At 57.0% G+C, this 14,590-nt stretch carries 14 protein-coding genes and 1 pseudogene; 1 reads left to right on the forward strand and 14 read right to left on the reverse strand.

The window, feature by feature from the left end; translation table 11 throughout:
* Positions 1-911: 911 nt before the first annotated feature.
* The 5 genes from GOW48_RS10265 to GOW48_RS10285 all read right to left on the reverse strand — a co-directional run bounded on the left by GOW48_RS10265 (position 912) and on the right by GOW48_RS10285 (position 5,436).
* Positions 912-1,928 (reverse strand): alpha/beta fold hydrolase, encoded by a 1,017-nt coding sequence (locus tag GOW48_RS10265; protein ID WP_170753440.1) that lies wholly within the window; start codon positions 1,926-1,928, stop codon positions 912-914.
* 15 nt (positions 1,929-1,943) lie between these two features.
* Complete coding sequence (locus tag GOW48_RS10270; protein ID WP_170753442.1) at positions 1,944-3,383, reverse strand: glutamine synthetase family protein; 1,440 nt, start codon at positions 3,381-3,383, stop codon at positions 1,944-1,946.
* A 101-nt stretch (positions 3,384-3,484) separates the two neighbouring features.
* Positions 3,485-3,883, reverse strand: a complete 399-nt coding sequence (locus tag GOW48_RS10275) for a cupin domain-containing protein (protein WP_170352301.1) — start codon at positions 3,881-3,883, stop codon at positions 3,485-3,487.
* A 4-nt stretch (positions 3,884-3,887) separates the two neighbouring features.
* Positions 3,888-4,322 carry a lactoylglutathione lyase gene (gene gloA, locus GOW48_RS10280; RefSeq protein WP_170352300.1) on the reverse strand — a complete coding sequence of 145 codons (435 nt, stop codon included), beginning with the start codon at positions 4,320-4,322 and terminating at the stop codon, positions 3,888-3,890.
* Between the two features lie 19 nt (positions 4,323-4,341).
* On the reverse strand, positions 4,342-5,436 hold the full coding sequence (locus GOW48_RS10285; RefSeq protein WP_170753444.1) for an aromatic ring-hydroxylating oxygenase subunit alpha: 1,095 nt from the start codon (positions 5,434-5,436) through the stop codon (positions 4,342-4,344).
* 521 nt (positions 5,437-5,957) lie between these two features.
* Between GOW48_RS10285 and GOW48_RS10290 the strand changes: the two genes are divergently transcribed.
* The gene (locus tag GOW48_RS10290; RefSeq protein WP_170753446.1) at positions 5,958-6,404 is read left to right on the forward strand and encodes an Lrp/AsnC family transcriptional regulator; all 447 of its coding nucleotides are present in this window, start codon (positions 5,958-5,960) and stop codon (positions 6,402-6,404) included.
* Positions 6,405-6,772: 368 nt separating this feature from the next.
* On the opposite strand, the pseudogene GOW48_RS22420 reads toward GOW48_RS10290, so the two are convergent.
* From GOW48_RS22420 to GOW48_RS10335, 9 genes and pseudogenes are all read right to left on the reverse strand, one after another.
* Positions 6,773-7,171: pseudogene (locus GOW48_RS22420) on the reverse strand (transposase); the annotation flags it as partial.
* A gap of 289 nt (positions 7,172-7,460) precedes the next feature.
* Positions 7,461-7,859: a cupin domain-containing protein gene (locus GOW48_RS10300; RefSeq protein WP_170753450.1), complete on the reverse strand. Its 399-nt coding sequence runs from the start codon at positions 7,857-7,859 to the stop codon at positions 7,461-7,463.
* A gap of 52 nt (positions 7,860-7,911) precedes the next feature.
* A complete protein-coding gene (locus GOW48_RS10305) occupies positions 7,912-8,772 on the reverse strand; it encodes a phosphoenolpyruvate hydrolase family protein (protein ID WP_170753452.1) in 861 nt (286 codons plus the stop codon).
* 1 nt (position 8,773) lies between these two features.
* A complete protein-coding gene (locus tag GOW48_RS10310; RefSeq protein ID WP_170753454.1) occupies positions 8,774-9,982 on the reverse strand; it encodes a Tm-1-like ATP-binding domain-containing protein in 1,209 nt (402 codons plus the stop codon).
* Between the two features lie 11 nt (positions 9,983-9,993).
* A complete protein-coding gene (locus GOW48_RS10315) occupies positions 9,994-10,710 on the reverse strand; it encodes an ABC transporter ATP-binding protein (protein WP_170352295.1) in 717 nt (238 codons plus the stop codon).
* A complete protein-coding gene (locus GOW48_RS10320) occupies positions 10,700-11,473 on the reverse strand; it encodes an ABC transporter ATP-binding protein (protein ID WP_170753456.1) in 774 nt (257 codons plus the stop codon). The genes GOW48_RS10315 and GOW48_RS10320 overlap by 11 nt, the downstream gene beginning before the upstream one ends.
* Positions 11,464-12,702: an ABC transporter substrate-binding protein gene (locus tag GOW48_RS10325; protein ID WP_170753458.1), complete on the reverse strand. Its 1,239-nt coding sequence runs from the start codon at positions 12,700-12,702 to the stop codon at positions 11,464-11,466. Before GOW48_RS10325 ends, GOW48_RS10320 begins: the two co-directional genes overlap by 10 nt.
* 27 nt (positions 12,703-12,729) lie before the next feature.
* Positions 12,730-13,698, reverse strand: a complete 969-nt coding sequence (locus GOW48_RS10330) for a branched-chain amino acid ABC transporter permease (RefSeq protein ID WP_170753460.1) — start codon at positions 13,696-13,698, stop codon at positions 12,730-12,732.
* A complete protein-coding gene (locus tag GOW48_RS10335) occupies positions 13,695-14,561 on the reverse strand; it encodes a branched-chain amino acid ABC transporter permease (protein WP_170753462.1) in 867 nt (288 codons plus the stop codon). Before GOW48_RS10335 ends, GOW48_RS10330 begins: the two co-directional genes overlap by 4 nt.
* Positions 14,562-14,590: the final 29 nt, after the last annotated feature.

A 14,590-nucleotide genomic window follows, 5' to 3' on the forward strand; every position in this document is an offset into this window, starting at 1 on the left:
TCACTGCTCACGTGGACGTTCTTATCAGCCATAATTCGGGCAGAAAAGAGACGTTAATGTAACGTTCATAAAGTTGTTGCTATTGAGAATCATAATTTCGGATCTGCTGAGAAACTATCCCGCTGGCAAACTCTAAATTGTTGTCAAATCCAGCATCAGTGTGCCGCCCGAGAATGCTTCAGAAGCAGGCTATGATGAAGCGGAGATTTGGTTTCGTTCCTCCAACTAACCCTCGCGGAGAAGCTGCTCGCCTAAGTGTAGCTGGATGCAAACCGTATTGCTTTGCCAACGAAGGCACAGAATGGAAGCGCCGGGTGTCGCTGACAACATTCAGTTTAATATTCATTTCGCCTTTTGTCTGATCATCAGCCGCCCGCATACACCCTTTTCGATGCACAAGCTGGTCGCTGTGCCTTTAGGTAGGTAGAATTGAAAATAACAGTCCAATTTGCACAGTGATATTCGAAAAAGCCTACCATCATTCGGGCAAAGACACCCTTATCTCGGCCGCTTTCAGCCGTTGAAAAGTGCTTCCTGAGCTTGCACGGCCCCAATGTAGCTGTGTTACCATTCAACTCTGCGGCCCGTTTTTTGCGGAAGCTCTGCACCCCCACAAGCCGTTTGGATTTTGCAGTCATCTTTCGCCTAGATCCGCGAGGACGTGCAATGCCTGAAATTTGTGTTTTGGTTTCTGATTACTGTAGTTGTCTTCTGTCCGATGCCTGTGCACGCGAAATCCGAAACCTCTACAAGCTTGCAAGTGTTGTGCGGCACCGCAGTAGAACTGGGGCTGAAACCCGAAGACCGACTGAAAGAAACAAGAACCTCTGTAGTGGATCGCAGCGATCCCAACGTTTGGCGCTTTGCCGGGATGTGTCGCAAACCTTTGGAACAACCGGTGCCAGCGCGCTCTATTCGCCTAGCAATTCACGAATGTTGGCGTCCAACTGCGCTGTGAAGCCTGCATCATTTCCTGGGTTAGCGGCGCAATGGCCCCAAGGCGAATGGTAGGGACGGAATATGGCATTCGGCATGAGGCTGGCCTCGATTTCATTGTCCTCTGGTGGAAAATAGAGATCCTGCGTGCAAGGCATCAAAATGGCACGAGCGTTGATGGCACCCAATGCCAATTTGTAATCCCCGTTGTAAAGCGGTCCGGTAGAGACATCGCCAGCTTGCCAAGTCGCCAGCTTGGCCAACAGATCGTTGGCGTCCCAGCCCAGTACATGATCTTGCTCCCAATCCCGCAACAACTCCTCAATGGTTTGAAAGCCAAGTTGCCGATAAAGCCCTTCGCGAAAAAAGGTCTGAGAAAAAGCCCATCCTGCATAGACTCGACCGAATGCCTTCAGCCCCGCTTCGGGCGGATTGACATAGTTACCGCCATTCCAATTTTGATCCGCGCAAAGGGCCGCCTTGACGCCTTCGAGGAAGACGAAATTATGAGGCGAGGTTTTGGCCGACGCACAGAATGGAAGGATTGCCCGCACCATATCCGGGTATTGCGCCGCCCACTGGTAAGACTGACAACCTGCCATTGACCAACCCGCGACAAGAGCAATTTTTTCGATCCCAAGGTGATCTCGGATCAATCGGTGTTGGGCAGCGATGTTGTCCCACATCTGCACCAGCGGAAAGCGAGGGCCGCTCTGTTGCGCAGGCGCATTCGATGGTGACGACGAACGACCATTGCCAAACAGGTTTGGGCTAATGATTAAATGCCGCGCAGGATCGATCGCCCGCCCTGGGCCAAAGAAACCTTCGTTTCGGGAATTTGTACCGGTGTAAAAGGTCGGCATTATGATGACGTTGTCGCCAGTCTCAGACACCGTGCCATAAGTTTGATAGGCGATCTTGGCCTCTTTCAGTACTTCGCCCGACAAAAGAGGAAGGTCACCCAACTCGTAAATCTGAAATTCGGGTATCATCTCATGCTTCCCGACTTAGTAGAGCCTTAGGTATTCCTGAACTTCCCAGTCGGTGACCGATTGATGATAACGCTCCCACTCATCATTCTTGTATTCCAGGTAGGATTTACGCATCACGGGACCCATCACATGTTCCGCCATAGTGTCGTGCCGCAAAGCCTCAATCGCATTGAAAAGAGTACGCGGCAACCGGCGGATTCCCAGCTCGGAAAGCTCATTTTCAGTTTTCGAATAAAGGTCAAAATCTGTCGGCTTGCCCGGGTCGATCCTGTGCTTGATCCCCATAACAGCGCAACTGAGGTGCATCGCCATTGCCAGATAGACATTCATGGTCATGTCGCACGCGCGATTTTCGATACAATGCCGGCTTTGCGGCAGGCGAAACTGGGACGAGCGATTGTTGAAACCATAAGTAATATTCGTCGGGGCCCAGGTGACCGTGCCGCCTTCAAACCCACCAACACGAGGCACCAACCCGTTATAGGAGTTCACGGTTGGGCAAGTGATAGCCGTGATAGCTTCGGCATGCTGCATCAGTCCGCCAACGGCCCAACGGCTTTCATCGCTCCATTCACCTTCGGGTGTTTCAAAAATGTTTTCACCCGGGCGGCTATCATGTTGCATTGACATGTTGATATGCGCACCAGATCGCCAGTCACCCACTGTCGGTTTCGGCATAAAGGTCACGAACATCCCATGCTTTTTGGCCACCTCTTTCAAAGTGATCCGCAGAAAGGCCAGGCGATCGGACATCTCCAGCATGTTGGTATAGTGAAAATCCAGTTCGAACTGTGAATACGCACCCTCTGCGACCACGTCATGCAGGTTCCAACCCAGACCTTCGATGATGTCGATCATGTCTTTCAGGAACGCCATCGAGTCGATCGAGTATTCAACGTCATATCCAAAAGCCTGGCGGCGTGGTCGGACACCGATTGCAGGGTCGTCGTCAAAGGCCTTTACCGGGTGGCCGGCGTCGTCGTACTTCATCACGATGAACTCAGGTTCGACCCCTGCATAACCGGTGTACCCCTCCAGCGCAGCTTCTTGCATGGCGCGCTTCAGAGCCTGACGCGGGCAAACATTGTAAGGCGCATCTTCCCAATACAGATCAGAGAAAATGATCGCCATCGATGTGTCCCACGGACAGACGTAGACTGCATCGAGATCCGGCACCACCACCTGATCGCTGTCTGCGGGACTGAGTTCGGGTACGTAAGAAATAGAATGCACTGCAAATTGGGGCCCTTTCCCAAGACACAGCGGCTCGAAATCACTCATCGGGACAGGTTTGGTTTTGGGAATACCATGCAAATCGATCCACGCAGCCATCACATACTTGACGCCTGCCTTTTCCAAACGTTGCTGAACTTCAGGGATACGTGGACGGTTCCGCTCTACAGCCTCGTTGAATGACTCATAGTAGATTCGGGCGTTTGCATTGTCCTTGGGCATTTGGCATCCTCCAATCGAATGGCAATCAGACTTAGTTCACCAAGGGCGACCCCGGTGTTGACGCTTGTTTTGCTTGTTCTGTCGTTCAACGCACAAGGCGCTTAACCCGGGACGAAATCGTCTGGGTCGATACCCGGAACTTGTGTAATCCCGGCAAGCTGTTTCCAGTTGTGGGGATAAGCAGCATAGAAGATCACGCATTTGCCATCCGACTCGTATGAGATGTGGTTGTCTTTCGGGACAAACAGCACGTCACCACGGTTGCAGACATAGCTTTCACCGTCGCAGACCAGTCGGAAAGTGCCCTCAAGGCAGTAGATGATCTCGTCACATGTCAAGTCCCAAGGCACCTTGATATTATTGAGTACGTTGATGCCGCCGCACATTGACTTGCTGAACTCGCTGGTCACCATCGGTTTAATGTATGTATCGCTGTCGCCCATCGCGTCGTAGCGTTTCTGAACCAGGTCGAATTTGAAAAGTTGAGGTGTATCACCCATTTGGTCAGCCTTCCTGCGCCAAGTGTTTCAGTATGGATTCGTTCAATTCGACTTTGTAACCGTCAGGATCTTCGCAGAAGGCGATAACCCTCGTGCCATTCTTCATCGGCCCTGGCGGGCGAGTGATGTTTACCCCAGCGGCTGACAGTTGCTCGCAGGCGGCGTAAACATCCGGAGTTTCAATGCAGATATGGCCCCAGCCATTGCCTTTGTCGTAAGGCGTGTCCTGGTCCCAATTGGCGGTTAGCTCCAGTGTGGGAAACTCGGCTTCCGGCCCGTAACCAATGAACGTGTTGGTGAATTTACCTTCGGGATAATCAGTACGCCGCAGCACCTCCATACCCAGAATTCCGCAATAGAAGTCCAGAGACTTTTCCATGTCTGTGACCCGCATCATCGTATGGGCCAGACGAAACCCCTTGGATATAGAGTTGCTCATTGGTCTTGATCCTCCTTATTTAGGCGCCTGCCACGTCACGCTCGATCAAATCCTGAAAGGCGCGCACGCTGTCCTCCCAGGCAGGTGACAACAGGCCCCCATCCTTGGCCACCGGGGACTTTCGGCCCTCGAACATGCGTTCAACCATCTCGTGGTCTTCTTTGTGGACATCCCACCATAGGTTCCTGAGGGCCTCTATTTCCTTGGCGCTCAAGTCTTGGCCTTCCGTAGTGTAAAGCGCTCGGTATTGGCGCATCTTTCCTGGACCGACGGGCACATTGAGATAGACACCCAGCTGATCTGGGAAATAGCGGCCCAAAATGAAGTTGGGATAAAGAGTCAGATACCTTGAGCTAACACCCAAACTGTCCGATGTGCCCAATTCTTCCTCAAGGTCCACCGCGCTACCGATGCAGGTGCCATCGATGATCGTATAGTGATTTTCCAACGGTTGATCGGTAGTTGAGGAATGAACAAACTGAACGTGGTAGGGCTCGATAAAGTTCTCCATTATAAGCTTCCAATTAGTGTCGATCTCACCAAAATCGAGCAGTCCAATGGGCTCCAACTTGCTGTAGTCAATCCCTTCCAATTGGTTGATCAGAGGTGCGGCATAGTCTTCGAAATCAGGAGCATTCCCATCCAGATTGACGAATATCCAGTCGTGCCAGACATAAGTGCGCACGCGTTTTAATTGATGCTCTTTGATGTCAAAACCGTCGAACTCCTGCTTGCCGGTGCCCGCAAAGTGTGGCGCGGCCCGCAGGCGTCCATCCAGATCATAGGCCCAAGCATGATACGGGCAGCGGATTAGCTTCCCGACATTCTTGGGCTTGTCGACCAGTGTCATGCAGCGGTGCAAGCAGACATTGTGAAACACCTGTATGTCATCGTCACGACCGCGTACCGCCAGAAGTGGTAAGTCGGCACAAGTGATGGGAAGTACATCACCTGGGCTGTTCATCTGATGAGCAAACCCGACAAACACCCAATTTTTGGCCAGAACCGTCTGGCATTCCCGCTGCCAGAAATCTTCGCTGCGGTATGCGTCGGCGGTCAGGCCGTGCCGAGGCCCACCAAAAGCAGCCTGCGTGTTCTGCTCGGCTATTGTCATTTGTCCTCCTTTCGATACTGACAGCAGCACCCACTTTTCGAACGGCGTGTGCATGAATTCACAGTTTCCCGCGGGTTGCCTATTTTCAGGCTCTCCCCTGCCGCGTCGGGCTCAGGGCTTGAAATTACGAATACCGCACCACTCACACCTCCGAGCTTCGATATTCGCCGTTAACTTGCAGTGTTGAGCAAGGATCAGAAGGTATCTTGTCAAAAAACGGCATCATGATACGAAATTCGAAATTTTCGCATGACACAGCGACGGGAATCGCAAAATCAAAATGAATCAACAGAAAATCCGGCTATCATTCCGCAATCCTGCGCTGGTCAATTGTGGCGGGGAGATCTGATGTATGTCGTTTTTCACACTTCCCTCCACAGAATTCACCAAAGAGAATTGCGGATATCGATGCTCTTTCGTAATCATGGCTGCGAATACAGCAATCGAGCGTCAAGCCTATGTCAGTCAAAAAGCAATCGAACGCGCGTGCTACTCAGAGCATTCGATCGCCAAATGATGATTTGAACCAGCAGATCATCCGTCTTTTGCAACAGGATGGCCGAATGGCTTTTTCTGAAATTGCACAACAGTTGGATGTGTCGGAAGGAACCATACGCAACAGGGTGAGCGGGCTGCGAGACAACAATATGCTTCGGATTGTCGCGATGTCGGATCCGGTGGCAACAGAATATACTACTGACGCGATGATTGGGTTGAACGTTGCAACCGGCGTGACTCCAAGGCAAGTTGCCGAGCGGCTTGAAAAGAACCCACGCGTTGTCTTTATCCTGTGGGTCGCGGGTCGCTATGACCTAATAATCGAACTGGTTAGCGACGATGATGACGCTTTGAAGGACTTTCTGGAGTTTGATATCCACGCGAGTGACGATATTGCCAATGCCGACGTTATGCCAGGGTTGAAGAATTTCAAGAACCAGTTCCTGCTAAAGCAGAGTCTGCAGGAGTGATCAGCAAGAAGTCGATCGGCAAAACTAACACAGCGAAATAGTCACAAATGTAACTTTTGTTACGTGATCAGAGGCAAACTTAATACCTCGATGACTTGAGCAATCTGTCCTCCTAACTTCGCAATGGAACCCCACGTGCTTCTCGCTTCAATGTGAGCTTCGACTATCCTCCAAGAACTGTCGGATAACGTCTTTTGACGACACACTAGTTCAGTGATTGCCCAGAATTTCGCTAACCTAACTCCGATTACCACCGTATCTTCGTTCGGACGCAAACGGCTTTGATTCACAAATCCTTTGAAGGACAGAGTTTCCCTTTTCCCTGAACAGTTTTTTCCTAGGGCCTCCATCACCCAGACTTCCTACGCTTCTTCGTCGATGCCGATATGTATCTTGCGGCAGCCGCGCTTGCGCGCATTCCACTCACCTTGACCCTCGGTCTTGGTGGCAGCGCTGTCGATGAAGGAGTGCAGCGGGCCGGCCCAACCGCGATACAGAAGGCTCACGTTCGGCGTTCTCTGACGACGACAATGAGTGCTGAAATCCGGCACGTCCTAATCCAGTTCGACCCGCCGCAAAAGGCTCGCGACAAACGCAGTCGTTCGCCGGGGGCAGCGTTCCGAACAACACCTTCAAAGTCAGGCAGGCTTGGAGTACCGCATCTATGATTGGAAAAGGCGTCCGCGCCCACCGCTTGGTGGCCGCACCGACACCATCTGCGGAGCAAATCAGATCGACAGCGATCCGCGCTGCTTCAATGCATCTATGTAAACCGACCAGTTCGTGGTCTTGCACCTCTACGGAGCCCAACTGCTCACGCGCCTTAGCTATCATGCTGGAATTACACAGTGAATCCCTGACGGCGATATGTGTAACAAAGCCTGTCCAGACCCTGAGGACCAAACCGCGCAAACCGGGGCAAGCAACACTGATCTCACCCAAAAGAGAAACCAATCTTCCAGTCGCCACCCAGCGTCTAGGCCAGATTGGCGAATCTAGTGTCTTTGGCTAGCAGGCTTGTGCGAATGCAGCTGACGCTTTGTTTTTTAAACAAATCTAACGCAACCCGTTCCAGGGGGCCTGATCGGCGACATCTTCGATCTCATACCCCATCTCTCCGACGCATGGCCCCAGAATGGCCAATAGAGTCGCGTCGCTGTCGCCGATATTGAACGTCGCGTGGACCACGTCCGCGCCGATGAAAACGGAATCCCCCGGTCCCATTTCACGCTTTTCTTCACCCAGCCATTGCTCGACTTTTCCGGCGACACAATAAATGACCTCTTCCTGGTCAGGGTGCTTGTGAAAGTCGTGACCATGACCAGGCGCAACGCTGACCTCGATCACTGTCAGTTGCCCTGCCCCGGTCGCGGGCGGGTTGCTCATCCACCGCAATTTGCCCCAGTCAAGCACCTCTTGCGGCGTGTCCGCGGACAGCATGAATTTTCCGGTCATCAATGTTCTCCGATGTTTTTCAGTTATGCGATCGCAGCGCAGGTTCAGGTCTTCAAGCGGCCCCTTCCGATCGTACGGCACCACGGGTCAGTCTTCCGAACTCCTTGGTTTGTTCGGTGATTGCGCGTTCAGTCGGCAGGCGCTCCATGGATGACGCACCATAGAAGCCGTGGCAATCGGGGCAGAGGTCAAGGAACTTCTGCGCGTCCTCTGGCTCGGCCAAGGGACCGCCGTGGCAGATAAAGATCAGGTCATCGCGATGGGCACGCGCAGCGGCGGCCCATTCATTGTAAAGCCGCGCGCATTCGGCAATGTCAGGTGCGCTGTCCCCAGCCCCGATGGCGCCACCGGTTGTCAGACCGAAATGCGCCACGATCACATCCGCGCCCGCCTTGGCCATTTCTGCCGCGTTGTCGGCGCTGAACACATAGGGCGTGGTCAGCAGGTCGCGCTCATGCGCCTTGGCGATCATCTCGACTTCCATGTCATAAGACATGCCGGTCGCCTCAAGCTCGCGCCGAAAGCGGCCGTCAATGATGCCGACGGTGGGAAAGTTCTGCACCCCTGCAAAGCCCATCGCGGCCAGATCGTCCAGAAACTTGTCCATGATGCAGAAGGGATCAGTGGCATTCACCCCGGCCAGAACAGGCGTGTTCTTGACCACGGGCAATACCTCGCGCCCCATATCGACGACAATCTCGTTGGCATTGCCGTAAGACATGTAGCCCGCCAGCGATCCGCGCCCGGCCATGCGGTAACGGCCCGAGTTGTAGATGACGATCAGGTCGATGCCGCCGGCCTCTTCGCATTTGGCGGACAGGCCGGTGCCTGCCCCACCGCCGGTGATGACCTTGCCAGCGGCGATCTTTGCCCGCAAGCGGCCGAGGATGTCTGCGCGTCCAGTGACTGCCATATCAGGTATCCTTCTTGGTGTAGATTTCTTTGAAATTGCTGATCGCGGCCTCGGCAAAGGCGGGATCGTTGATGTGCATGTCAAGCTCGACCAGCTGCCGGTTGGGGGTCTGGTTCACCGTGTCACGCAGCGCCTGAAACAGCGCCTCGTTTGCGGCTGGGTCGTGAAAGGCCCCGCCCTCGGTATCCAGCGCCGAGACCCCGCGCAGCGGCAGTAGGAACCGGACCGGGCCGTCACAGGCGTTCAGCTTGTTGCCGATCCACGCGCCGATCTGCGCGCATTCTTCGGGGGTCGAACGCATCAGGGTGACCTGTGCGTTGTGGTGATAGAAGTTTCGGTTCTTGAACTGTGCGGGCACCGAGTCAGGCGCCCAGAAATTTGCCATATCCAGCGCCCCACACGAACCCACATAGGGCAGTTTGCTGCGCGCGATACTGTCCAGTCGCTCCTCACCCGCGCTGAGGAAACCGCCCACGATCAGATCGCAGATTTCGGTGGTGGTGATGTCCAGCACCCCGGCCACGTCGCCCTGATCGACCAGCTGCTCCATCGAGCGGCCACCGCTGCCGGTGGCGTGAAAGACCAGACAGTCAAACTCATCGGACAGACCGTCGGTGATCGCCTGCACCGCCGGGGTTGTCACCCCGAACATCGACAGGACCAGCGCGGGCCGGTCATCGGGGGCTTCGGGCACCGGGTTGGCCATCATCCCCGCCAGCGCGTGCGCCGCGTTGCCCAGCAACCGGCGCGAGACGCGGTTCAACCCCGATACATCCGTCACCGGGTGGAACATGTTCACATCCGACGCACCGACATAGGCCGAGACATCGCCCGACGCGAGCGTCGACACCAGCACCTTGGGCACGCCGATCGGCAGGGCCTGCATGGCAGGCGCGATGATCCCCGACCCGCCCGAGCCGCCCAATCCGATGATGCCGCCCAGATCGTCGCGGCCCAGCACAAAGGCGGTCAGCGCGCGCGACATCTCGGTCACGGCCTGCCCGCGATCATTGACGAACACCGCCGCCGGGCCGTCAGGATGACAGGCCGCGACACTGGCGGCGGTCACGTCCACGCCCGTCTCGCCGCCCTTGGTGCCGACATTGACCAACACGGTTTCCATCCCCGCCGCGTCGATCAGGTCACGCACATAGCGCAGTTCCGGCCCCTTGGTGTCGGCGGTGCCGATCACGTAAGCTCTTTTTGTCATCCTTCCCTCCCTTAGCCCGACTGCCCGGGTTCCAGCCCCAGATGGCGTTTCTGCATCGCCGGGTCGCTTTCCAGCGCTTGCGCCGTCATCCGCTCGACCACTTCTCCGCCAACCATGATGGCCACATCCTGCACGGCGGCCAGGGCCGCGTGCATGTTCTGTTCGACCAGCAACACCGCAATGCCTTCGCCTGCGATCAACTCAATCAGATCAATCACGTCCGAGACGATAGCCGGGGCCAGCCCTTCGGTCGGCTCATCCAGCACCATCAGACGCGGGTTCAGCAGCAGCGCACGACCAATCGCCAGCATTTGTTGTTCACCACCCGACAGCCTGTCACCCAGATTGCGACGGCGTTCTTTCAGGCGCGGGAACGTCTCATAAACCCGATCCATCGACCACGCGCCGCCCTTGCGTTCAACGATCCGCAGATGCTCTTCGACCGTCAAGGACCGGAAGACCCGCCGCCCCTGCGGCACATAGCCGATCCCCATCTGCGCGCGTTTCTCAGGCGGCAGACCGGTCATATCGATGCCGTCGAACCGGATTTCCCCGGCCGAATGCGGATGCAAGCCCATGATCGCATTGCACAGGCTGGTCTTGCCCATCCCGTTGCGCCCCAGAATACCCAGCGGGCGGTCCGAGACGTTCAGACCGACCCCATGCAGCACGTGGCTTGAGCCATAGCGCAGGTCCAGTCCGCGGATTTCCAGCAGGTCAGTGGCCATGGGCGCCTCCGATATAGACGCGATGCACGTCCTCGTTGCGCATGATGTCGTCGGGCGACCCTTCGGCAAGCATCCGCCCGTTATACAGAACCGAGACACTCTCCGAGGTCTGCAGCGCGATATCCATATCGTGTTCGATCAGCACCACGGTCACATCCTTGGGCAGCGACATCAGCAAGGCGCTCAGCTTGGGTCGCTCGGCCGGCGACAACCCCGCCGCCGGTTCGTCCAGCAGCAAAATCTTCGGTTTTTCGGCCAGCGCAATCCCGATCTCAAGCTGTCGCCGCTGCCCGTGGCTCAGTTCCGAGGTCTCGCGGTCCAGCACATCCGCCACGCCTGCCACTTCGGCCAGACGTTCGGCCTCGGCCAGCCGGTCATCGCCCGCCCGCAGCGGCAGCACCTGCCGCCAGCCGCCGCGCACTCCGGCCACGGCCAGAAACAGCGTGTCGCGCACGGTCAGGCCATTGAACAGATGGGCGTGCTGATAGGTGCGGCGCAGCCCGCGTTGAATTCTTTTGTTGATCGGCTCGCGCGTGACGCTGTCGCCAAACAAGGTGATCTGGCCGGTCGTGGCGCTGGTATCCCCGGTCAATACGTTGAACAGGCTGGTCTTGCCCGCCCCGTTTGGCCCGAGGATCGCGCGCCGTTCGCCGGGACGGACGGTCAGGTCGATATCCTGCACCGCCCAGAACCCGCCAAAGCGTTTGCCAATGCCCCGGACCTCCAGGGCATTGGCATTGGTATGTGAGTGGTTTACGGGCACGAGGGGTTGTCCCGGCTGACCGGACCCGAGGCCAGAAACGCCTCTTCGTCCTGTCCCAGCAGTTGATCCACATCACGCACAACCTTGACCACGCGGTTGCCCAGCGTGCCATCGTCACGCTCGTAAACCTCGGTGACAAAGTTGTCGATCACGCCGTTGCGGTTCTTGTCCAGCCGCATGGTGCCGCCGGTGGGGGTGGTAAAGGTCAGATCATTCAGCGCCGCGCGGAATGCCGCCTGATTATCGGACAGGTCGCCATCGACCTCATCCAGCGCCAGCATCGCGGCCTTTGTACTCATGTAATAGTGATGCGCAAAGATCGAAGGGGCCGAGAAGCCATCGGGGAAGGCTTCGGTGTAGCTGGCGGTAAAGGCTTTCCATTCGTCGCCGTCATAATCGCCAACGGTCGGCGTGCCCGCAGGCGCACCCACCAGCAGCTTTTTGAACGGGCCTTTGCTGTCCAGAATGGACTGGTCGATGGTGATCGAGCCGCCGATGATCGGCTTGTCGCCGCCCGCCTGGCTGTATTGCGTCAGGAAGTTGACCGCATCCGCGCCACCCAGCGCCACGAACAGCGCGTCGACATCCTGCGGGATCGAGTAGACGACCGAAGAGTAATCCTTGTTGCCAATCGGCGTCCAGAACTTCTCGGGCACCTTGCCGCCCGCTTCGCAGAACTCGGTCATGAAACCCAGAACCTGCGTGTAGGGAAAGGAATAGTCCTCGGCGATGACGGCTACGGTTTTGTAGCCCATGTCATTAAAGGCGTAGTCGCCAACGCCGACCATCCACTGTGCGCCGTCGCCGCCAAAGCGGTAGAAGTTGTCAGAACTGTCGCGCAGGGTTGTATCCTGTGCCGCGCTCGATCCGTTCAGGAAAGTCACGCCGGGATAGGATTTCGACAGATCGCGCAGGGCCAGACCCTCGGACCCGGACAGCGGGCCGACGATGATGTCCACCCCGTCTTGCTCGATCAGTTTGCGGGCTGCGTTCACGGCGCTGTCGGGGCTGGCGTCGGACGACATGGTGATGACTTCGATTGTGTTGCCGTCGACTTCTCCACCGGTCTCCAGAACCGCCAGTTCCGCACCGCGGATCCCGTCCTGACCCAAGGCGGCAAACGCGCCTTCGAGAATTGAGATCACGCCGATTTTCACTTCCTCAGCAGATGCCGGGACCGCCATTGCGCAAAGCGCGAGCGCGGATGCAGCCATTTTGAGCTTATTCATTTCTTAGGTTCCTCCCTATGAGTGTGCTCAGACAGTTGATTTTTCTTTGACTTCTGGACGGCGCAACCGAGCCACCCAGTCGCTTGCCAATTGTTGCAGCCCCCCCGGGGCCACGATCACGATCAGCAGCAGCACAACGCCGATCAGCGTGTTGAACCGTTCCCGGTCGATCAGGTCGACGGCGAACGTGTCCAGCAGGACAAAGACCACAGCGCCGACAAACGCACCTGCCGGGTGGCGCAGACCGCCGATGACGGCGACGATGAGGATGTCGATGATCGGCCCCAAACCCACCGAAAAGGATGAGATCCGCTCCTGATACCAGACGTTCAGAATGCCCCCTGCCCCGGCGAGCAGACCGGAAAAGGCAAAGGCGGCCACGATGGGTGTTGTGACGGAAATCCCCAGCGCCAGCACCCGCCCCGGCGCATCACGCACCGCCTGAATAGTCAGGCCCAGAGGCGAGCGGACAAAGCCGCTGACCAGCGCCAACGCCAGCACAGCCGTACCCAGCGACAACAGGTATAAAGCCAGCGGATCGCGCAAGCTGAGGCCGCCGATCTCGGGTGCGCGGACACCGGAAAACCCGGTCCAACCGTTAAACAGCGTATAGTTCTGGCGGGTGAAGTAGAAGAACGCCACCCCAATCGCCAACGTGATCATGATGGCATAGATCCCCCGCGACCGGCGCGCGATCAGACCGATCAGCCCCCCGGACACCACGGCAAGCATCAGCGCCAGCGGGATCGAGATCCAGAACGGCAGCTGCACGCCAATCCCCACGCTATTGGGGCCGAAATAGGCGATGGTATAGCCCGCGATCCCGGCCATGGTGGCCTGCGCAAAGGACACGACACCCAGATAGGTGGCCAGAAAGCTCAGGCTCAGCGCCATGATCCCAAGGATCAGCGACCGGGTGGCCACCTGCGTCAGCCAGAAATCGTTTAGCACTAAGGGCAAAGCCAGCAGCGGGATCAAGATCAGCGCGGGTCTCATAGTTCGGCCTTTCCCAGCAGGCCCTGCGGCCGCACCGCCAGCACCAGAACCATGATCGCAAAGGTGAAGACCACGCCGTAAGTGGGCGCATAGGCCAGACCGTATTGCTCGGCCAGTCCGACAAGCAGCGCGCCCAGAGCGGCCCCGCCGATCGATCCCATGCCGCCGACGATCACCACCACCAGCGAGGACAGCAGGAACTGCAGATCCGTACCCGGCGCAATCGACAACGCGCTGGCCGCCACGACGCCTGCCATTCCGGCCAGCATCCCACCCAGCGCGAAGACCAGGACAAAGATGCGGTTGATCGGATACCCCAACGCGCGCAGCATGTCCTGATCATCCACGCCCGCCCGGATCACCGCGCCAAAACGCGTCCGTTGGATCAGAAACCAAAGGGCCAATCCGGTCGCCAAGGCAAACGCCATCAGCGCCAGACGGATATTTGCGTATCCCACCCCCAGCACCGGCAGGCGTTGGCCGCCCGCCAGAGCTTCGGGGAGTTCGACCTGATATGTCAGCCCACCCCAATGCCACAGCATCAAATCCGCCATGATGATCGAGATTGCTATGGAAGCGAGCGTCTGACGCAGTTCATCGCCTTGCATCCACCCCAGCACTCCGGCCTGAACGATGGCCCCGGCCAATGCGGCGGCCAGCCCTCCGCCGACCACGCCCAAGCCCCACGACCCTGTCGCATCGACGATGCTGTAACCGACATAGCCACCCAGCATAAGCAGAGCCCCATGCGCCATGTTTACGGTTCGCATCAACCCGAAGATCAGGCTGAAGCCGCTGGCCGCCAAAAAATAGAGCGCGGCAAGCGTCAACCCGTTCAGGGTGACGATTAAAAATAGTGTCATGATTCCTCCCGTTGACGGAAACCATGACA

The organism is Ruegeria lacuscaerulensis, assembly GCF_013033355.1.
In the GTDB taxonomy this organism is placed as follows: Bacteria; Pseudomonadota; Alphaproteobacteria; order Rhodobacterales; family Rhodobacteraceae; genus Ruegeria; species Ruegeria lacuscaerulensis_A.